Source organism: Pseudomonas sp. Eqa60 (genome assembly GCF_018326405.1).
In the GTDB taxonomy this organism is placed as follows: Bacteria; Pseudomonadota; Gammaproteobacteria; order Pseudomonadales; family Pseudomonadaceae; genus Aquipseudomonas; species Aquipseudomonas protegens.
This window is the reverse complement of record NZ_AP024342.1, coordinates 4,011,001-4,030,545: the sequence shown is the minus strand read 5'-3', so window position 1 is coordinate 4,030,545 and position 19,545 is coordinate 4,011,001. Positions and strand designations below refer to the sequence as shown.

16 protein-coding genes are annotated in these 19,545 nt (G+C 66.2%); 10 read left to right on the top strand and 6 right to left on the bottom strand.

Going from position 1 to position 19,545, the window contains the following annotated elements; genetic code table 11:
* Positions 1–15: 15 nt before the first annotated feature.
* From KI242_RS18310 to KI242_RS18300, 3 genes are all read left to right on the top strand, one after another.
* Positions 16–339 carry an isochorismate lyase gene (locus tag KI242_RS18310; protein ID WP_041752761.1) on the top strand — a complete coding sequence of 108 codons (324 nt, stop codon included), beginning with the start codon at positions 16–18 and terminating at the stop codon, positions 337–339.
* Positions 332–1,756: an isochorismate synthase gene (locus KI242_RS18305; protein WP_103290098.1), complete on the top strand. Its 1,425-nt coding sequence runs from the start codon at positions 332–334 to the stop codon at positions 1,754–1,756. The genes KI242_RS18310 and KI242_RS18305 overlap by 8 nt, the downstream gene beginning before the upstream one ends.
* 356 nt (positions 1,757–2,112) lie before the next feature.
* Positions 2,113–2,583, top strand: a complete 471-nt coding sequence (locus KI242_RS18300; protein WP_123430601.1) for an Imm30 family immunity protein — start codon at positions 2,113–2,115, stop codon at positions 2,581–2,583.
* 76 nt (positions 2,584–2,659) lie between these two features.
* On the opposite strand, the gene KI242_RS18295 is transcribed toward KI242_RS18300, so the two are convergent.
* From KI242_RS18295 to KI242_RS18280, 4 genes are all read right to left on the bottom strand, one after another.
* Positions 2,660–3,601 (bottom strand): alpha/beta hydrolase, encoded by a 942-nt coding sequence (locus tag KI242_RS18295; protein ID WP_123430602.1) that lies wholly within the window; start codon positions 3,599–3,601, stop codon positions 2,660–2,662.
* A gap of 166 nt (positions 3,602–3,767) precedes the next feature.
* Positions 3,768–6,188, bottom strand: coding sequence for a TonB-dependent siderophore receptor (locus KI242_RS18290; RefSeq protein ID WP_212805407.1), 2,421 nt, complete (start codon positions 6,186–6,188; stop codon positions 3,768–3,770).
* Positions 6,189–6,304: 116 nt separating this feature from the next.
* The gene (locus tag KI242_RS18285; RefSeq protein WP_212805406.1) at positions 6,305–7,288 is read right to left on the bottom strand and encodes a DUF4880 domain-containing protein; all 984 of its coding nucleotides are present in this window, start codon (positions 7,286–7,288) and stop codon (positions 6,305–6,307) included.
* Positions 7,285–7,794 carry a sigma-70 family RNA polymerase sigma factor gene (locus tag KI242_RS18280; protein ID WP_011061763.1) on the bottom strand — a complete coding sequence of 170 codons (510 nt, stop codon included), beginning with the start codon at positions 7,792–7,794 and terminating at the stop codon, positions 7,285–7,287. Before KI242_RS18280 ends, KI242_RS18285 begins: the two co-directional genes overlap by 4 nt.
* 181 nt (positions 7,795–7,975) lie before the next feature.
* Here KI242_RS18280 and KI242_RS18275 point away from each other — a divergent pair, with 181 nt between their 5' ends.
* Both KI242_RS18275 and KI242_RS18270 read left to right on the top strand, forming a co-directional pair.
* A complete protein-coding gene (locus tag KI242_RS18275; RefSeq protein ID WP_212805405.1) occupies positions 7,976–8,947 on the top strand; it encodes a bifunctional helix-turn-helix transcriptional regulator/GNAT family N-acetyltransferase in 972 nt (323 codons plus the stop codon).
* Between the two features lie 197 nt (positions 8,948–9,144).
* On the top strand, positions 9,145–10,152 hold the full coding sequence (locus KI242_RS18270; RefSeq protein WP_053152280.1) for an NAD(P)-dependent alcohol dehydrogenase: 1,008 nt from the start codon (positions 9,145–9,147) through the stop codon (positions 10,150–10,152).
* An 82-nt stretch (positions 10,153–10,234) separates the two neighbouring features.
* On the opposite strand, the gene mhpT is transcribed toward KI242_RS18270, so the two are convergent.
* Positions 10,235–11,446 (bottom strand): 3-(3-hydroxy-phenyl)propionate transporter MhpT, encoded by a 1,212-nt coding sequence (gene mhpT, locus KI242_RS18265; protein ID WP_015635951.1) that lies wholly within the window; start codon positions 11,444–11,446, stop codon positions 10,235–10,237.
* A gap of 332 nt (positions 11,447–11,778) precedes the next feature.
* Between mhpT and KI242_RS18260 the strand changes: the two genes are divergently transcribed.
* Entirely contained in the window at positions 11,779–13,101 is a 1,323-nt protein-coding gene (locus KI242_RS18260; RefSeq protein ID WP_053152276.1) for an OprD family porin, read from the top strand.
* A 54-nt stretch (positions 13,102–13,155) separates the two neighbouring features.
* Here the strand turns inward: KI242_RS18260 and KI242_RS18255 are convergent, their stop codons facing one another.
* Positions 13,156–13,644: a MarR family transcriptional regulator gene (locus KI242_RS18255; RefSeq protein WP_015635949.1), complete on the bottom strand. Its 489-nt coding sequence runs from the start codon at positions 13,642–13,644 to the stop codon at positions 13,156–13,158.
* Positions 13,645–13,852: 208 nt separating this feature from the next.
* Here KI242_RS18255 and KI242_RS18250 point away from each other — a divergent pair, with 208 nt between their 5' ends.
* From KI242_RS18250 to KI242_RS18235, 4 genes are all read left to right on the top strand, one after another.
* The gene (locus KI242_RS18250) at positions 13,853–14,683 is read left to right on the top strand and encodes a p-hydroxycinnamoyl CoA hydratase/lyase (RefSeq protein ID WP_053159124.1); all 831 of its coding nucleotides are present in this window, start codon (positions 13,853–13,855) and stop codon (positions 14,681–14,683) included.
* A gap of 105 nt (positions 14,684–14,788) precedes the next feature.
* Positions 14,789–16,237 (top strand): aldehyde dehydrogenase, encoded by a 1,449-nt coding sequence (locus tag KI242_RS18245; RefSeq protein WP_212805404.1) that lies wholly within the window; start codon positions 14,789–14,791, stop codon positions 16,235–16,237.
* 147 nt (positions 16,238–16,384) lie between these two features.
* Positions 16,385–18,268 (top strand): feruloyl-CoA synthase, encoded by a 1,884-nt coding sequence (locus KI242_RS18240; protein ID WP_041752760.1) that lies wholly within the window; start codon positions 16,385–16,387, stop codon positions 18,266–18,268.
* Positions 18,265–19,506, top strand: coding sequence for a thiolase family protein (locus tag KI242_RS18235; protein WP_015635945.1), 1,242 nt, complete (start codon positions 18,265–18,267; stop codon positions 19,504–19,506). Before KI242_RS18240 ends, KI242_RS18235 begins: the two co-directional genes overlap by 4 nt.
* The last annotated feature ends 39 nt before the right edge of the window (positions 19,507–19,545 follow it).

Here is a 19,545-nt window from a genome sequence, read left to right as displayed (position 1 = left end):
TTGGTAGACCCCGACATGAAGACACCCGAGCAGTGCAGCGGCCTGGACGACGTCCGCTGCGGTATCGACGCCATGGACCAGCAGATCATCCAGGCCCTGGGCCTGCGCCTGGCCTACGTCAAGGCGGCGGCGCAGTTCAAGCCGACCGAGGACAGCATTGCCGCCCCGGAGCGGGTTGCGGCGATGCTCCCGCAACGTCGGCAATGGGCCGAGCAGGCGAGCCTGGACCCGATGTTCGTGGTGCCGCTGTTTGCCCAGATCATCCACTGGAACATTGCCCAGCAAGTGCGCCACTGGCGCCGTCAGCACGGGCTGGATCAAGGAGCCCAAGATGAGTGAATCCTGCCTGTCCGGCTTGACCCGGGCCCTGCGCAAGGGCGAATCCCTGGCCCGACGCAGGGGGCGGGCGGTGCTGGTGGTGTACAGCCTGGCCGCCGAGCGCCTGGAGCCGCTGCGGCTGTTTGCCGCCAACCGCCAGGTGTTCGGCCAGAGCCTGTTCTGGTCCAGCGACCAGGGCGCCCTGGCCCTGGCCGGGTTCGGCTGCACCGAAGAAATCAGCCCGCCGGCCGCCGAGCGTTTTGCCGCCAGTACCCAGGCCTGGCGCCAGTTGCTGCTGCAGGCCCATCAGGTAGGGCCCAAGCGGGCCTACCTGTGCGGCGGCTTTGCCTTCGACCCCCAGGGCCCGCGCAGTGCCCAGTGGCAGTCGTTCGCCGCCACGTCCCTGGTGCTGCCGCGGATCCTGCTGCTGCGCGAAGGCGAGCAGCAGCACTGGCTGTTCAGCCTGTGGATCGAGCCCGGCGCCGACGTGGCCCAGTGCGCCGGTGCCCTGGAGGCGGAGTGGGCCCTGTTGCAGGCGCGCTATACCCACGCCCCCTTGGCACAGATGCCCGTTGGCACCCAGGCCGAGGACGACACCCAGGCAGCCGACCGCTGGCAGGACTGCGTGGCCCGAGCCATCGCGCGAATCCAGGGCGGCGAGCTGAGCAAGGTAGTACTGGCCCGGGAAGTCTGCCTGCGGGCGAGCCGCAGCATTCCTTGCGGGCCGCTGCTGGAAAACCTCAGGGCGGCCTATCCCCAGGCCTTCCTGTTCGCCTTCAGCCGTGGCGACAGCTGCTTTCTCGGCGCCACGCCGGAACGCCTGGTACGCCTGGCCCGCGGCACCCTCAACACCGTGGCCCTGGCGGGCACCTGCGCGCGCGGCCAGCATGAGCAGCAGGACGCGGAACTGGGCCAGGCCCTGATGGACAGCGCCAAGGACCGCCATGAACACGCCCTGGTGGTGCAGACCCTGCGCGAAGCCCTGCAGCCCTACTGCGCGATGCTGGAGATTCCCCCGCAGCCGCAATTGCACCGCCTGGCCCACGTCCAGCACCTGCTGACCCCGGTGCTGGGGCGGTTGCGGCCCCAGGTCGATCTGCTGCAAGTGGTGGATGCCCTGCACCCGACCCCGGCGGTGGGCGGCCTGCCTCGGGGCAAGGCCCTGGGCTATATCCGCGAGCATGAGCAACTGGACCGCGGCTGGTACGCCGCCCCGGTGGGCTGGCTGAACGCCGAGGGCGATGGCGAGTTTGCCGTGGCCCTGCGCTCGGCCTTGATTCGCGGCAACCAGGCGCACCTGTTTGCCGGCTGCGGCATCGTCGGCGAGTCGGACCCTGCGAGCGAATACCAGGAAACCTGCCTGAAGTTGCGCACCATCGGCGAAGCCCTGCGCCCGCCACCGGCCGCCACCTACGAAAAGCTCGGCCTCTCCCTGTAGGAGCCGGCTTGCCGGCGAACCGCGCAGCGGCCAGTTGGCGCGGTTCGTGGCGAAGGAATGCGACGCTCTTGCGGGCCTCTTCACTGGCAAGCCAGCTCCTACGGATGAGCGGGTGTGCACCCGTAGGAGCCGGCTTGCCGGCGAGCCGCGCAGCGGCCAGTTGGCGCGGTTCATGGCGAAGGAATGCACCAGGGCGTTGATGGCCTGACCGGAGCCCTTGCCCGCCAGGCTCAGGCGCGGCGGTACGTAGTCGTCCTTCAGGCCATGGACCACCCGCAGCGGCATGCCGATTTCGCGGATGGTGTCGATGGCGTATCGTTGCGCCTCCCTCCCTTCGAGCTCCCTGGCGAGTACCCATGAAATTCGACGCGTTGACCGACATCCTGCTAAAGCTCGAAAACGCCTTCAACGACCCTGGCGAGAACCTTGTGCGGCGCATCGACGCCTGCATCGCCGAGGTGGCCCAGTTGGCCGACCCGGCCAGCATTGGCCCGCTGTTGTCGTTGCTCGACGATGAGGCCGAATATGACGAGGTGATGTTTTCGCTGATTCACGCCGCCGAGCATTTCGATGATGCTGTGTATGTGCCGGCGTTGCTGGCGGCGCTGCCCGGCTTGCAGGGACACAGCCCGAGGTGGGCGCAGACGCTTTTCATGCGGGTGCTCAACAGCGAGCCCGCGCGCCTGGAGATGGTCCGTGCCTTGCGCGAAGCGGCGCCTGCGGTCAAGGCGGCGGCCCTGGAGTTGGCCGATTCGATCAATCAGCAGTCTCCGGCATTCCTGGCCAAGACCGTGGTGGTCATGGTGGTGGCTCAGCCGGCTGCGTGAGGGACGTCTAGGGACAGGTTTTTTGCAGGTGCCGCGGGCCCATTCGCTGGCAAGCCAGCTCCTATACAAGCCAGCTTCAGCTGGTGGGGGCGGCGGTGGGGGGCGGGCCGGCGAATTTTTGGCCGGGCTTGGCCCGCAGCAGGGCGTTGATGGCCTGGCCGTAGCCCTTGCCCGCCAGGCTCATGCTGTTGTTGTGGGTGCCGCCGGGCACCAGCAGCAGTTTCTTCGGCTCCAGGGCGGCCTGGAACAATTCCTTGCTCAGGCGCGGCGGCACGTAGTCGTCCTTCAGGCCGTGCACCACCAGCAGCGGCATGCCGATCTCGCGGATCTTGTCGATGGAGTCGAACTTCTGCGACATCACCCAGCGCACCGGCAGGGAGGTCTTGGTCACCGCCGCGGCAGCGTCGGCCAGGGTAGTGAAGGTGGATTCGACGATCAGCCCGCGAGCGGCGGTCGGCGCCTTGGCGCTGGCGGCCTGGCGCCCCAGTTCGGCGGCCAGGTCGATGGCCACCGCGCCACCCAGGGAATGGCCGTAGATCAGGCGCTTGCTGGCGTCGGGCTGCAAGACCTTGAGCCGCTCCCAGGCGATGCGCGCGTCTTCATACACGCTGCTTTCCGAGGGCAGGTCGCCGTGGCTCTGGCCAAAGCCGCGGTAGTCGATGGCCAGCACCGAGTAACCCAGGGCGTGCAGCTGCTCGATGCGAAACAGCTGGCCAGTGAGGTTCCAGCGGACCCCGTGCAGGTAGAGGATCGCCGGGGCATCGGCGCGTTGTGCCGGCCACCACCAGGCGTGGATGTTCTGCCCGGCCTTGAAGCTTTTCGGCTTGAGTTCGAATTCCTGCACCGTGCTCGGCAGGCCGCGATACCAGCCGGCGGTGCCGGGCTCGATGCGAAACACCAGTTGGCGTTCCTTGTGTTCGAGCACCGCGCAGCTCACCGGCAGGCCGACCACCAGCGCGGCCATGCACAGCAGGGAAAACCAGCGACGGCGCAGGCGCTGGGGCAGGGTTGGGGACATGGAAGGCTTCACCGCAGGACAGTCGAAAACGCGTTTTAACAGATGTGCCGCGACGGCTGCAGGAATTTCGGCGCAACGGTCGGCGGCAAGGGTTAGCAAATGCTACAGAGAGGGGCGGCAAGCGCCGTGGCCACCCGCTGCCGGGGCGGGCCACGACGGTGGGGCTTTAGAAGTTCCAGCGGGTGCTGAGCATCACATTCCGCGGGTCGCCGTAGTACGACGAGTTGTAGAAACCGATGTTGGTGAAGTACTTCTTGTCGAACAGGTTGTTGACGTTGAGGGTGGCCGAGACGTTCTCGGTGATCTGGTAGCGGGCCATCAGGTCCACCAGCCAGTAAGGGTCCTGGGCGAATTTTTCCTCGGTGCCCTTGCCGTAGTTGCTGAGTATCTTCCAGCCAGTGCCCTGCCAGCGCACGCCGCTGCCCAGGGTCAGCTTGTCGAGGCTGCCGGTCAGCTTGTAGCTGGTATAGAGGTTGACCTGATCTTCCGGTTCCCAGGTGGAGACCTTGGCCCCGCTCTGGTCGCGAATGATCTTGTGGGTGTAGCCGGCCTGCAGTTGCCAGCCGGGAGCGACCTCTCCGGAGATTTCCGCTTCATAACCCTTGGCCTTGGACTTGATGCCCTTGGAGGCATAGTCCAGCCCGGGGGTGGTGGGGTTGGCGTTGTAGGCCAGGTCATCCACTGGCCGGTTTTCTTCATGCACCTCGAAATAGGCCAGGCTGGAGTTCAGGCGGCCGTCGAAGAACTCGCCCTTGAGGCCCACCTCGTAGTTGGTGCCTTCGTCGGGCTTGAGCACCTTGTCGTTGCGGTCGCGGTAGTCGTCCTGGGGCAGGTAGATCTCGGTGTAGCTGGCATAGACGGAGAAGTTCTGGTCGAGGTCGTAGACCACCCCAGCATAGGGAATGACCTTGCCGGTGTCCTTGGTCCGGCTGGTACCGCTGACCTCGTAGTTGTTGATCCGGCTGCCGAGCAGCAACGAAAGATCATCGTTGAGGCTAAAGCGCGCAGTCATGTAGCCGGCGCTCTGGCGGGTGGTCTCGTCGTTCTTCTTGGTCATGCTGCCCCAATCGGGCTTGGGGCTGTGCCCGTCCCAGTTGAAGTAGTCGTAGAAATTGTCGTGATTGGTGGCGCTGGTGAAGTCCCGGCCTTTCCAGTGCGAGTTGGAGATCGATGCACCGACCACCAACTGATGCTCGCGCCCCAGCAGGTCGAAGGGGCCCGTGGCGTAAAGGTCGCCGCTATCGCTGACGGTTTCGCCGGTGTACTTGCGGGTCAGCAGCGAGGCGATGCCGGTCTCGGCATTGGGCGACATCAGCGAACCCAAGGGGGCGTTGTAGCCATTGATCTGATGGTTGTACTGGGCCTTGGCCACCCAGCCGTTGGCGAAGCTGTGCTCCAGGGTGGTGAACGCGGTACGGGTGTATTGCGACCAGCGGCTCCAGCTCGCGCCGTTGTTGTAGGAACGCGAGGTGCTGATGGCATTGCCCTTGGAGTCGTACAGCGAACTGCTGCCCGACCAGCTGGAACCCTTGGGGTCGTTGTCCTGATAGTCGGCGCCGACGGTCAGCAGGGTGTCCGGTGACAGGTCGAACTCGAGGATGCCGTAGTAGACGCTGGTCTGGCGCTGGTAGTGGTCAAGGAAGGATTTCTTGTCCTGATAGGCGGCGACCATCCGCCCGCGGACATTGCCGCTGTCGGTCAGGGGGCCGCTGACATCGACCTGCGAACGGTAGTTGTCCCAGGAACCGGCCCCCAGGTCGATGTGCCCGGCGAATTCGGCAGTGGGTTTCTTGCGCACCATGTTGATGGTGCCGCCGGGGCCACCGGCACCGGTGAGCAGGCCGGTGGCACCCTTGAGTATTTCCACGCGGTCGTAGATCACCGTGTCGGTGAGGGTGTGGCCCGAGGAGTACTGTGCGTCCTGCAGGATCGGAATCCCGTCGTACTGGAAGTTCTGAATGGCAAAACCGCGGGAGTAGTAGCTGGTGCGGTCACTGTCGTAGGTGGCCACGGTGATGCCTGGGGTATGGCGCATCACCTCGTCGATGGAGTTGAGGCCAAAGTCATCCATGGCCTGGCGGGTCACCACCGAGATCGACTGCGGGGTTTCCCGCGGTGTCAGCACTAGCCGGGTGGCGGTGGCGATGGTGCCCGGCGTGTAGGAGCCGCTGCCTTCGGTGACGGTGCCCAGCTGGTTGGTGGTGACCGTGGTTGCTCCCAGCTCGACCCGTTCACCGCCGCTGGCCTGTATTACCCGATAGCCCGCGCCCTCGGCCACGGCTTGCAGGCCCAGGGGTTTGAGCAGGCGCTGCAGGCCTTCGTCCACGCTGAAACGGCCATTCAGGCCGGTGCTGCGCTTACCGGCGCTGAGGTTGGCGTCGATGGCGATCATGCTTGCCGATTGCTGGCCGAAGATGCCCAGCACCTGGTCCAGGTTGCCTGGGGCGATGGCGTAGTCGCGCTGCTGGTGGTCGGTCACGGCGGCGCCGGTTTCGGCGGCCAGCAGCGGCAGGCTGGTGCTGGCGATGGACAGGCCGATGATGACCGGGCGCAAGGTCGCGGCAAGGGGCGTAAGGCGAATGTGCATAAGGAAAATCCGTGGGTTGGGAAGGGATGGCGCTGAGCTGTTTTCCAGCTTCTTCCCTGGTCTTGATGCACGAGATTGAAAAAACTGCCGCCGCCCTGAAAAAAACAGGAAAACAATCAGGCAGCGTCCACGGAGGCCCAGTACCCCATTACCCGCCGGATGCGAATCGGCAGGGTCCTGGCCAGCAAATCGAGGCTGGCGTCCGGCTGGTCCAGGGAGAACGAGCCGGAAACCCGCAACCCGGCGACTTCGGCGGAGCAGCGCAGCAGGCCGGGGCGATAGCGGTCGAGTTCGGCGATCACCTCGCCCAGGGGGCGACGCTCGGCGATCAGCAGGCCCTGGGTCCAGGCATTGGCCGTGGTGGGCACGGCGGCCAGGGCGCTGATCCGCTGTTGGGCGATATCCACTTGCTGGCCCGGGTCCAGGCTTAGCGCAGGGGCATGGGCGGTGCTCACCGAGCCGCTGCCGGCGAGCAGTTGTACCCGGGTGCCGTTGATGCCCGGCAAGCCGACGCTGAGGATCAACTGCGAGCGCGGGGCGAGCTGGATCTGCCCATCGGTGGTGGTGACCTGCACGGGCGCGGCGTTGCCCAGGGTCAGCAACAGGCGGCCGCTGTTGAGCCGCAGTTGCAGGCCCTGGGGGCTGGCCTTCTGGTCGAGGCTGGTGCGGGTGTCCAGTTGCAGGCTGGCGCCAGCGGCCAGTTGCAGCTGGCGGCGCTCGCCGGTGCTGGTGTGGTAGTCGCTGAACAGCTGCGGCAACAGCAACCCTTCGCGCACGCTCCAGCTGCTGGCGGCCACCACGCCCAGGCCGACGATGCCCTTGAGCAGGGTGCGCCGCCCGGGGTGGCTGCGAGCCTGCAGCAGTTGCCGGGCGTGGGGCGCGGGCAGGCTGCGGGTGCTGTCGCGCAGGTCCTGGCCGATGCCGGCCAGGCGCTGCCAGGCCAGCTCATGCTGCGGGTCGGCCCGGCGCCAGGCCAGGCAGGCGGCCTGCTGCTCGGGGGGGCTGATGCCCGATTGCAGCAGCACCAGCCACTCCAGGGCCTGGTCCAGTACCTGCTGTTCCACGGCGCCCTGATCGTCCACTGGCTGGAAGGCGTTCATCCCGGGTACACCGCCGCGTAGCAGTGGCGGTAGGCCTTGAGCATGGCTTTCTGCACCACGTTGACCGAGAGCTGCAGGCGTTGGGCAATTTGCGGGTAGGTCAGGCCTTCGAGCTGGGACAGCAGAAACACCTCGCGCACCCGGCTGCCCAGGCCGTCCAGCACCTGGCCCACGGCGTCCAGGGCCTCAAGCACCAGCAGCCGGGTTTCCGGCGAGGGCTGGTACTGCGGCTCCAGCTGCGCCAGGGTTTCCAGGTATGCGCGCTCCAGGGCCTGGCGCCGGAAATACTGCCCGCACAGGCGGCTGGCCACGGTGTTGAGGTAGGCCCGGGGTTCGCGCAGTACCGGCAGTCGCTCGCTGCGCAAGATGCGCACAAAGGTGTCCTGCGCCAGGTCCATGGCCTGGTCCTGGTTGCCGAGCTTGCGTCGCAGCAGTTGCACCACCCAGTTGTGATGCTGGAGGTAGAGCTCGCCCACGGCGTGCTGTAGCGAAGGGTTGGGCACCATCGATAAGGGTTCCGGGGTCGAGGTGGGTGAAATGGGCGTTTATGGTAATGCTTCTCATTAGTGAGTGCTTGAGTTTTTATTGCCGTTCACCAGGGCTGACTGTCACTCGGAAAAGTGAGCAGGGTTGAGGTTTAATTGGTTGCAAGTTACAACTAAATGCCTCACTTGCGAGGTCACGCCCATGCCGAGTTCATCCGCTTCCCTTATCCCATCACTGCGCCAGGCCTCCCGGCAGATGGTCCGCGAGCTGGGCTTCATGCAGGCCACCCTGGCCGCCACCGACTACCCACCCTCGGCGGTGCACGCACTGCTGGAGATCGGCCAGGGCAATGCCCTGACCGCCGGTGACCTGGTGACCCTGCTGGGCCTGGAGAAATCCAGCGTCAGCCGCCTGGTGCGCAAGCTGGTGGACGCCGGCGAGATCAGCGAGCAGGCCCATGACCAGGACGCCCGCTCCAAGAAGCTGCAGCTCAGCGCCCGGGGGCGCCAGACCCTGGCCGGCATCGACCGTTTCGCCCAGGCCCAGGTGGCCGCGGCCCTGGCCCACCTGAGCCCGGCACAGCAGCGCAGCGCCTGTGCGGGCATCGCCGACTACGCCCGGGCATTGCGTGCGGTGCGGCTGGGAGACGTGCCCGAGCCGCCCGAGCGCTGCTCCATCGCCCGTGGCTACCGGCCCGGAGTGATTGGCCGCATCGCCGAAATGCACGCCCGTTACTACGCGGATCTGGCGGGTTTCGGCCAGCCCTTCGAAAGCCTGGTGGCGCGGGACATGGCCGAATTGATGGGGCGTTTGCACAACCCGCGCAATGAAGTCTGGGTGGCGCTGCAGGGGGAACGGATTGTCGGTTCCATCGCCATTGATGGGGAGGGCGAGGGCGGCGAGGCGCTCCTGCGTTGCTTCATTCTCGATGAGGCCGCCCGCGGCCAAGGGCTGGGCCGGCGGCTGCTGGCCGAGGCCCTGGGCTTTTGTGACCAGTGGGGTTTTGTCGTCACCCGGCTGTGGACCTTCAAGGGCCTGGATGCGGCGCGCGCGTTATATGAGGAACAGGGCTTTGTGCTGGTGCAGGAGCAAGAGGGCGAGCAATGGGGCGCGCCAGTGACCGAGCAGTGTTTTGTGCGAGCAAGGGTGGCGGAGCGTGACACCATCCGCTGAGCCCGCGAAGCTGCGCAAAGGCCCGCAGGGCCTTGCCTGGCGGTCCCGAGCCGAGCCTGTGGCGGCCCTGAAAACCTGCGTCTGCTGCGTCGGAATGCCGCCCAAGCCGTTCGCAGCCTTGTGCAGCGGCTACAGATAGCCGGTATTGGTGGTAGGGTTAGCCCCCTGATGATTATCGATCTGTGGAGAAGCATCCCATGCAAGCCATCAAGCTCAGCCTGCCGGCATCCCTGGACAACCTGAAGCGCGTGGAGCTGGCAGACCCCGGCCAGCCCGGCGCCGGGCAGATCCGCGTGCGTATCCATGCCTGTTCCTTGAACTTCCACGATTACGCCGTGGTGACCGGCGCGCTGCCTACCGCCGACGGGCGGATTCCCATGGCCGATGGCGCCGGGGTCGTGGAAGCGGTGGGCGAGGGCGTCAGCGAGTTCAAGGTGGGCGATGCGGTGGTGTCCTGCTTCTTTCCCCATTGGCACGATGGCGGCCCGGCGATCGCCGATTTCAGCACCACTCCGGGCGATGGCGTCGACGGTTACGCCCGTGAAGTGGTGATCCAGCCCAGCCACTGGTTCACCCATGCGCCCAAGGGCTACAGCCATGCCGAGGCGGCGACCCTGACCACCGCCGGCCTGACTGCCTGGCGCGCACTGGTGGTGGACGGCGCGCTCAAGGCCGGGGAAACCGTGCTGGTGCTGGGCACCGGCGGGGTGTCGATCTTCGCCCTGCAACTGGCCAAGGCCATGGGCGCCACGGTGATCGCCACCTCCTCCTCGGACGCCAAGCTGGCCAAGGTGCGCGAGCTGGGGGCCGACCATACCCTCAACTATCGCACCCACCCCGAGTGGGGTGCTGAAGTGCTCAAGCTCACCGGCGGCCGCGGCGTCGATCACGTGGTGGAAGTCGGTGGCCCGGGCACCTTGCCGCAGTCGATCAACGCGTGCCGCATTGGCGGGCACATCGCCCTGATCGGCGTGCTCACCGGCTGGGCCGGACCGGTGCCGACGGCGGCGCTGATGGCCAGGCAACAGCGCCTGCAGGGGCTGATCGTCGGTAGCCGCCAGCAGCAGATCGAGATGGTCCGGGGCCTGGAAGCCACCGGCATCAAGCCGATCATCGACAGTACCTTCCCCCTGGCGGATATCGCCAAGGCCTTCGCCCATGAAGCCTCGGGCGCGCACCTGGGGAAAATCTGCCTGACGTTCTGAGGCGTTGATCGCGGCGACACCCGGGTTGGACTCGGGGTTGCCGCAGCCCAGGTGTGGCGTTGGCCCGCATTGCCGCCTCGGCTCAATGCGCCGGCTTGAGCTCAGGCGTGGCGTTGGCCCGGGCGATGACAGTGAGGATCGACAGCGCAGCGATGACCAGCCCTGGGGACGTGGCCAGCAGCACGCCCGCAGTGCCGGCGCCGGCGGCGAGGATCTGCCCGGCGGCCAGGGGCCCGGCCACCGAGCCCAGGCGGCCGATGGCCACGGCAGCGCCGACGCCGGTGGCACGCACCGCGGTCGGGTAGGCGGGCGGCGCCAGGGCATAGAGCACCAATTGTGCGGCCATCACGAACAGCCCGGCAGCAAAACCGGCCACGGTCATGGGAACAATGCCCACGGACAGCCCGACCCCGGCCAGCGCCGCCAGCAACCCGGCGTACACGAACAGCACCACCTTGATCCCGTTGCAGCGATCCAGCAGCAGGCCGCCGAGCAGCGAGCCAAGGGCGCCGCCTATGTTGAACAGCATCTGCACCAGCCCCGCCTGGGGTTTGCTAAAGCCTTGCTCGAGCAGCAGTGACGGCAGCCAGTTGAGCAGCATGTACATCACGGTCAGGGTGAAGAAATAACTCAGCCACAAGGCCAGTGTGGTGCGCCCGCGACCTTCGCCGAACAGCGCCTGGGTCGTGGAGGCACGGCGGGTGCCGGCACTGGTAGTGTGTTGGCGAAAGGCGCTGGATTCCGGCAGCAGCCAGGCCATCAGCGGCACCACCAGCAGTGGTACCAGGCCGCCGATGATAAAAGTGGTCTGCCAATGTTCGCTGGAGAACATCGCCACCACCGCTGCCAGCGCGCCGCCCAGGGGCACGCCGCAGTACATGACGCTGATGGCGGTGCCCCGACGTTGCTCGCTCACCGCTTCGGCGCATAGGGCGATCAGGTTGGGCAGCGCCGCGCCCAGGCCGAGGCCGGTCATGAAGCGCACCAGCAGCAGGCTCGAATAACTCTCGACGTAGGCCGTGCATAGCGAGAACAGGCCGAACAGCAGCACCGCGCCGACCAGGATCTTCTTGCGCCCGATACGGTCGGCGACCCAGCCGCCGAAGAACGCCCCGGGCAGCAGGCCGATGATCCCGACGCTGAACACCCAGCCCATCATCTTCGGGTCCAGGGCGAAGCTCTGGCGCAATCCGGCAGCGGCGGTGCCGGCCGCTTGCAGATCGAACCCCTCGATCAGCGCAACGATAAAACACAAAGCGATGGTCAGCGTCGAACGACGCGATGGACTGTCCATGGGCAAACCTCATTGTTGTTTTTGTTGTGGTGACCAGCCGGACGCCGAGCCTGAATGCGCCGGCGCTGGTGGCTGGTGATTAAGATAACAAAGATAACTAAAAAATGAATAGCGCCTTAATTTCGGACAATAAATGCAAATAATGTGATTTAAATCAGATAGATAAACTGACACTGAGGATTTTTTTAAAAAATAGATAATAATATTAATGTTCGATTATCGGTCGTTTGTGATTGACGTAAGGCTTGGGCTGTTTCCATTCTCTGTCCGCGACGTCGGCTGCCAGGCCCTCGCTCGACACCTAAAACAACAACAAAAAATGGACATCGGACATGCCAAATATCCCCACCAACGCCGTTGCTGCGGCGTCAGCTTCCTGTGTGCCCAGTCGCCCCACGCGGCTGGCTCTGGCCTTGCTGGGCTTGAGCCTGTTGCCTGGCCCACTCTGGGCGGCGGGTTTTATCGACGACAGCCACGGCACCCTGACCCTGCGCAATTACTACCTGGATCGCGACTACAAGGACGATGGGGCGAAGACCGCCGCGCGGGAATGGGCGCAGGGTTTCATCATGAACATGGAGTCGGGGTTCACCGAGGGCAGCGTCGGTTTCGGCCTGGATGTGCGCGGGCTGCTGGGGGTCAAGCTCGATTCCTCGCCGGACCGCAGCGGCACCGAACTGCTGCCGGTGTCGGCCAGCGACAAGCGCGCCGCCGATGAATACTCGCGGCTGGCGCCCACCGCCAAACTGCGCTTTGCCCAGACCACGGTGAAGACCGGCGATGTCTCGATCTTCCTGCCGTTTGCCTTTGCCAGCCCGTCGCGCCTGCTGCCGCAGACCTTTCGTGGCACCACCCTGAGTTCCAGGGATATCGACGGCCTGACCCTCAACACCGGCTACATCGATCGCATCAACAAGCGCGACTCCACCGACTACCAGGCCATGACCATTGCCTCGCCCAACCGGCGTTTCAATGCCACGGCCAGCACCTCGCACCTGGCGTACCTGGGGGGCGACTACCAGGTCAACAAGGACCTCGGCCTGCGCGCCTATCACGCCCAGGTGGCCGACCTCTACCAGCAGGACACTCTGGCCCTGCTGCATAACCTGCCCCTGGGCGATGGCGTGCTGAGCAGCGACCTGCGCAGTTTTTTCAGCCGGGAAGACGGCAGCGCCAAGGCCGGCCGGGTCGACAACCGCAACCTCTCGGCGCTGTTTGGCTACAAGTTCGGCGGGCACCGGGTGAGCCTGGGCTACATGCATTCCAGCGGCGACACGGCCACGCCCTACATCTCCGGCACCGAGTTGATGGGCATGAGCGAGCTGACCATGAGTTCGGACTTTCTCAATGCCAAGGAGCGCACCTGGCAAGCCATCTACGACTATGACTTTGCCGCCTCCGGCCTGCCCGGGCTCAAGAGTCGGCTGCGTTACGTGCGCGGCGACCATATCGAGCTGGCGGCGTTCAATGCCAGTGAGCGCAAGGAGCGCGAGTTTCAAATGGAGTTGGGGTACGTGCTGCAGAGCGGCCCGTTGAAGAACCTCGGGCTGGTGGCGCGCAAGTCGATCTATCGCAATGATTTCCCGGCGGGCGCGGCGTTCCGCGATGAAAACCAGACCCGCTTCCTGGTGCTCTACACCTTGCCGATCTGGTAGGCCCGCAAGCGCCTTGCTGCGTCAGCGTGCCGGCCCTGTGCCGGCACCTTGGGTTCAGTCCTGGTACACCTTCTTCAGCAGGCGCAGCAGCTCTTCGCGCTCCCCGGCGCTCAAGGCCGAGGTGGCGTCGACGTCGCTTTGCGCGGCGATCTGCTTGAGCTCCTTGAGCAGGGTTTCGCCGGTCTTGCTCAGAAAAATCCCGTAAGAGCGCTTGTCCGGCTTGCAGCGCACCCGCACCGCCAGCGCGCGGCTTTCCAGTTTATTGAGCAGGGGCACCACTTGCGGCGGCTCGATGGCCAGGGCGCGAGCCAGGTCGGCCTGCATCAGCCCCGGGTTGCTGTCGATGATCGCCAGGGCCGAGAACTGCGCGGGGCGCAGGTCGTGGGCCGAGAGCCGGCCGATCAGGTTCTGGAACAGCTTGAGTTGGGCGCGACGCATGGCGTAGCCAATCAGTTCGTCCAGTGCCGAATCCAGCGGCGCCTGTACCTCGGCGTTGGCGGGTGGGGCCTCGCGCGGGTCGGCGAGGGGAGCGGGCTTGGCCATGACAAAAACATCCTGGGTCGGTTAACAAGGCTATCCAGTTTGCCGGGGTCTGCCGCTGATAGCTACGTTTGCCTGTGCTGGCAGTGGCTGCAGAAGGATTTTATCCAGGGGCAGGGAAAATAGTTAATTCAATTAATAGTTAATTGACATAACTAATTTGTCGGTTTAATTTCGACCCATCTTCAAGCCAGAACAAGAGAGCATCGCCATGAGCAACTACGAAGGTCGCTGGACAACGGTCAAGGTCGAAATCGAAGAGGGCATTGCCTGGGTCATCCTCAATCGCCCGGAAAAGCGCAACGCCATGAGCCCGACCCTGAACCGGGAAATGATCGACGTGCTGGAAACCCTAGAGCAGGACCCGGCCGCCGGCGTGCTGGTGCTGACTGGCGCCGGTGAAGCCTGGACCGCCGGCATGGACCTCAAGGAGTACTTTCGCGAGGTGGATGCCGGCCCGGAGATTCTTCAGGAAAAAATCCGTCGCGAAGCCTCCCAGTGGCAGTGGAAAATGTTGCGCATGTACGCCAAGCCGACCATCGCCATGGTCAACGGCTGGTGCTTCGGTGGCGGCTTCAGCCCGCTGGTGGCCTGCGACCTGGCGATCTGCGCCGATGAGGCGACCTTCGGCCTCTCGGAAATCAACTGGGGCATCCCGCCGGGCAACCTGGTGAGCAAGGCGATGGCCGACACCGTCGGTCATCGCCAGTCGCTGTACTACATCATGACTGGCAAGACCTTTGGCGGGCAGAAAGCCGCCGAGATGGGCCTGGTCAATGAAAGCGTGCCCCTGGCGCAACTGCGTGAAGTCACGATCGAGCTGGCGCGCAATCTGCTGGAGAAAAACCCGGTGGTGCTGCGTGCCGCCAAGCACGGCTTCAAGCGTTGCCGCGAGCTGACCTGGGAGCAGAACGAAGACTACCTGTACGCCAAGCTCGATCAGTCGCGCCTTTTGGACACCGAAGGCGGCCGCGAGCAGGGCATGAAGCAGTTCCTCGACGACAAGAGCATCAAGCCCGGCCTGCAGGCGTATAAACGCTGAGCCCGGCCGGCGAACGGCGGGCACCTCCCGCTGTTCGCCGCGCCCCTGGCATTACTGTTACACCGCTGCGCTGCATTCCCGACAAAGACAACAAGAGGAATCACCATGCTGGACGTGCCCCTGCTGATCGGTGGCCAGTCGCGCCCCGCCGGCGACGGTCGAACCTTCGAACGCCGCAACCCGGTGACCGGCGCGGTGGTATCGCGCGTGGCCGCCGCGACCCTGGACGATGCCGACGCCGCCGTGGCCGCGGCCCAGGCCGCATTCCCCGCCTGGGCGGCCCTGGCCCCCAACGAACGCCGCAGCCGCCTGCTTAGGGCCGCCGAGCAATTGCAGGCCCGCAGCGAGGAATTCATCGCCGCCGCCGGCGAGACCGGGGCCATGGCCAACTGGTACGCCTTCAACGTGCGCCTGGCGGCCAACATGCTGCGTGAAGCGGCATCGATGACCACCCAGATCACCGGTGAAGTCATCCCTTCGGATGTCCCCGGCAGTTTCGCCATGGCCCTGCGCCAACCCTGCGGCGTGGTGCTGGGCATCGCGCCATGGAACGCCCCGGTGATTCTCGCCACCCGGGCCATCGCCATGCCCCTGGCCTGCGGCAACAGCGTGGTGCTCAAGGCGTCCGAACTGAGCCCGGCGGCTCATCGCCTGATCGGCCAGGTGCTGCAGGACGCCGGCCTGGGCGATGGCGTGGTCAACGTCATCAGCAATGCCCCGGCCGATGCCGCGGCGATTGTCGAGCGCCTGATCGCCAACCCGGCGGTGCGCCGGGTCAACTTCACCGGTTCGACCCATGTCGGGCGGATTGTCGGCGAGCTTGCGGCGCGCCACCTCAAGCCGGCCCTGCTGGAGCTGGGCGGCAAGGCGCCGCTGCTGGTGCTGGACGACGCCGACCTGGATGCGGCTGTCGCGGCCGCGGCGTTTGGCGCCTACTTCAACCAGGGACAGATCTGCATGTCCACCGAGCGCCTGATCGTCGATGCCAAGGTGGCCGATGCCTTCGTCGCCAAGCTGGCGGCCAAGGTCGAGAGCCTGCGCGCCGGCGACCCGGCGGCCGCAGATTCGGTGCTCGGCTCGCTGGTGGATGCCAGCGCCGGGACACGCATCAAGGCGCTGATCGACGACGCCCTGGAGCAGGGCGCGCAGCGGGTGGTCGGCGGGCAACTGGACGGCAGCATTCTGCAGCCGACCCTGCTCGACGGCGTGACCGAGTCGATGCGCCTGTACCGCGAGGAGTCCTTCGGCCCGGTGGCGGTAGTACTGCGCGGCAACGGTGATGAAGAGCTGTTGCGCCTGGCCAACGATTCCGAGTTCGGCCTGTCGGCGGCGATTTTCAGCCGCGACACCGGGCGGGCCCTGGCCCTGGCGCAACGGGTCGAGTCGGGTATCTGCCATATCAACGGGCCCACCGTGCATGACGAGGCGCAGATGCCGTTTGGCGGCGTCAAGTCCAGCGGCTACGGCAGTTTTGGCGCCAAGGCCTCGATCGAACACTTCACCCAATTGCGCTGGGTCACCTTGCAGAACGGCCCGCGGCACTACCCGATCTGATCCGTCGCCACGGGCGCGGTGCCTTGAGCACGCGGCCCGTGTGCAGGCCAGGCATAACAATAACAAGGCCGCAGCCACCGGCTGCCACGCTTGCCAGCCGTCGCCCTGCGTGCGCGGCGCAGGCGTGCCTTGATGGAGGACATGTACGTGAGTTGCCAATTCAGAGCGCCATCCCCACCCGTGGCCGAGCCGCCGCGTTACCGTCAGGTGTCCATTGGCCGGCCGGCGGTTGCCGTCAGTGAAGAGCAGGGCGTGTTGCATATGCGTTCCCTGGAACCTCTGGCGCCCTTGCCGCAGCGCTTGCTCGATCGTCTGTTGCACTGGGCCCGGGTGCGTCCCGAGCAGACCTTCATCGCCGCCCGCGAGGACGGCGGCGACTGGCGCCGGGTCAGCTATGGGCAGATGCTCGACAGCGTGCGCGCCATCGCCCAGGGCCTGCTCGGCTACGGTTTGTCGGCCGACAAGCCGCTGGCGCTGCTCTCGGGCAATGACATCGAACACCTGCAACTGGCCCTGGGCGCGATGTACGCCGGGATTCCCTATTGTCCGGTGTCGCCGGCCTATTCGCTGCTGTCCCAGGACTTTGCCAAGCTGCGCCACGTCTGCGACCTGTTGCAGCCGGGGCTGGTGTTTGTCAGCGATGCTGGCGCCTACCAGCGGGCCATCGACGCGGTGCTGCCACCCGAGACGCCGCTGATCTGCGTGCGCGGCCAGGTGCCGGGGCGACGCCAGGCGAGCTTCGCCAGCCTGCTGGCCGAGCCCGGTGCTGCCGAGGCCGATGCGGCCTTTGCCGCCACCGGCCCGGACAGCATCGCCAAGTTTCTCTTCACCTCGGGCTCGACCAAGCTGCCCAAGGCGGTGATCACCACCCAGCGCATGCTCTGCGCCAACCAGCAGATGCTGTTGCAGACCTTCCCGGTGTTCGGTGAAGAGCCGCCGGTGCTGGTGGACTGGCTGCCCTGGAACCACACCTTCGGTGGCAGCCATAACGTCGGCATCGTGCTCTACAACGGCGGCAGTTTTTATCTGGACGATGGCAAGCCCACGGCCCAGGGCTTTGCCGAAACCTTGCGTAACCTCAAGGAGATTTCGCCCACCGCCTACCTGACCGTGCCCAAGGGCTGGGAGGAGCTGGTCAATGCCCTGGAGCAGGATGCCGAGCTGCGCGAGTGTTTTTTCAAGCGCATGAGCCTGTTCTTCTTCGCCGCCGCCGGGCTTTCGCAAAGTGTTTGGGACCGCCTGGACCGGGTCGCCGAGCAGCATTGCGGCGAACGTATCCGCATGATGGCCGGGCTCGGCATGACCGAGGCCGCGCCGTCTTGCACCTTCACCACCGGGCCGCTGTCGATGGCCGGTTACATCGGCCTGCCGGCGCCGGGTTGCGAGGTGCGCCTGGTGCCGGTGGACGGCAAGCTCGAAGGGCGTTTTCGCGGGCCGCACATCATGCCCGGCTACTGGCGCGCGGCGCAGCAGACCGCCGAGGTGTTCGATGCCCTGGGCTTCTACTGCTCGGGGGATGCGCTCAAGCTCGCCGACCCCCACGACCCGCAGTTGGGGCTGATGTTCGACGGGCGCATCGCCGAGGATTTCAAGTTGTCGTCCGGGGTGTTTGTCAGCGTTGGCCCGCTGCGCAATCGCGCGGTGCTCGAAGGCTCGCCCTATGTCCAGGACCTGGTGGTGGCCGCACCGGACCGCGAGTGCCTGGGCGCCCTGGTGTTCCCACGGCTGTATGAATGCCGGCGGCTGGCGGGGCTGGCCGCCGAGGCCAGCGACGCCCAGGTGCTGGCCAGCGCGCCGGTGCGCCAGTGGTTCGGCGACTGGTTGCAGCGCCTGAACCGCGACGCCAGCGGCAATGCCAGCCGCCTGGAGTGGATCGCCCTGCAGGTAGAGCCGGCGTCCATCGACCGCGGGGAAATCACCGACAAGGGCTCGATCAACCAGCGCGCGGTGTTGCAGTGGCGCGCCGAACAGGTCGAGGACCTGTATCGCGGCCGCGAGCCGTCGATCCTGCGCGCCGAGCCCAAGCCATGAACGGCGCCGGGCAGTACAGCGGGTTTGCCGATGTGGCGATCCTTGAGGCGTTGCGCACGCCCTGGGTCGACCTTGGCGGGGACCTGGCCGAGATCTCGCCGATCGATCTGGGGATCAAGGTCGGGCGCGAGGTACTGCTGCGCGCCGGCATCGATGCCCGGGCGGTGGACAGCGTGCTGGCCGGTTCCATGGCCCAGGCCAGTTTCGACGCCTACCTGCTGCCTCGGCACATCGGCCTGTACAGCGGTGTCGGGCAAGCGGTGCCGGCCCTGGGGGTGCAGCGCATCTGCGCCACCGGTTTCGAGCTGCTGCGCCAGGCAGCCGAGCAGGTGCGGGGCGAGGTGCAACTGGCGTTGTGCGTGGCCAGTGAATCGATGTCGCGCAACCCGATTGCCGCCTACACCCATCGCGGCGGCTTCCGCCTGGGGGCGGCGGTGCAGTTCAAGGACTTTTTATGGGAGGCACTGTACGACCCGGCGCCGGGGCTGGACATGATCGCCACCGCCGACAACCTGGCCCGGCGTTACGGCCTGACCCGCGAAGCCGTGGACGGCTATGCCTGCGCCAGCCATCAGCGGGCCCTGGCGGCCCAGCAGGCGGGCTGGTTCGCGCCGGAAATCGTCGCCGTGAGCCAGCAGACCTTCGAGCTCGACGGTTATCGACCGCGCGGCATTTGCCTGCCGCGTGGAGTCGAGACAGTCAGCCAGGACAGCCATCCGCGCCCCAGTGAGCTTTCTGCCCTGGCGCGATTGCGGACGATTCACGAAGGCGGGGTGCAGACCGCCGGCAACAGCTGCGCGGTGGTCGATGGCGCGGCGGCGGCCCTGGTTGGTCGGGCGTCGGCTTGCAGGGACAGGCCCCTGGCGCTGTTGCGGGCCAGTGCGGTGGTCGGGGTGGCGCCGGAGCTCATGGGTATCGGTCCGGCCCCGGCGATCCGCCTGCTCCTGCAGCGCAGCGGCTTGAGTCTGACGCAGATTGGCCGCCTTGAAGTCAACGAGGCCCAGGCGGCCCAGGTGCTGGCCGTAGCCCGGGAGTTGGAACTGGACAGTGATCGCCTGAATGTCCAGGGCGGCTCCCTGGCCCTGGGTCATCCCCTGGCCGCCAGCGGCCTGCGCCTGGTGCTGACCCTGGCCCGGCAACTGCGCGAGCACAACCTGCGCTACGGGATCGCCGCCGCCTGCGTGGGAGGTGGCCAGGGCATGGCGCTGTTGATCGAAAACCCGGCCTGGCGCGGCTGAGTCCGACCGGCCCGCCGCCCCTGGCGGGCCACTCTATTT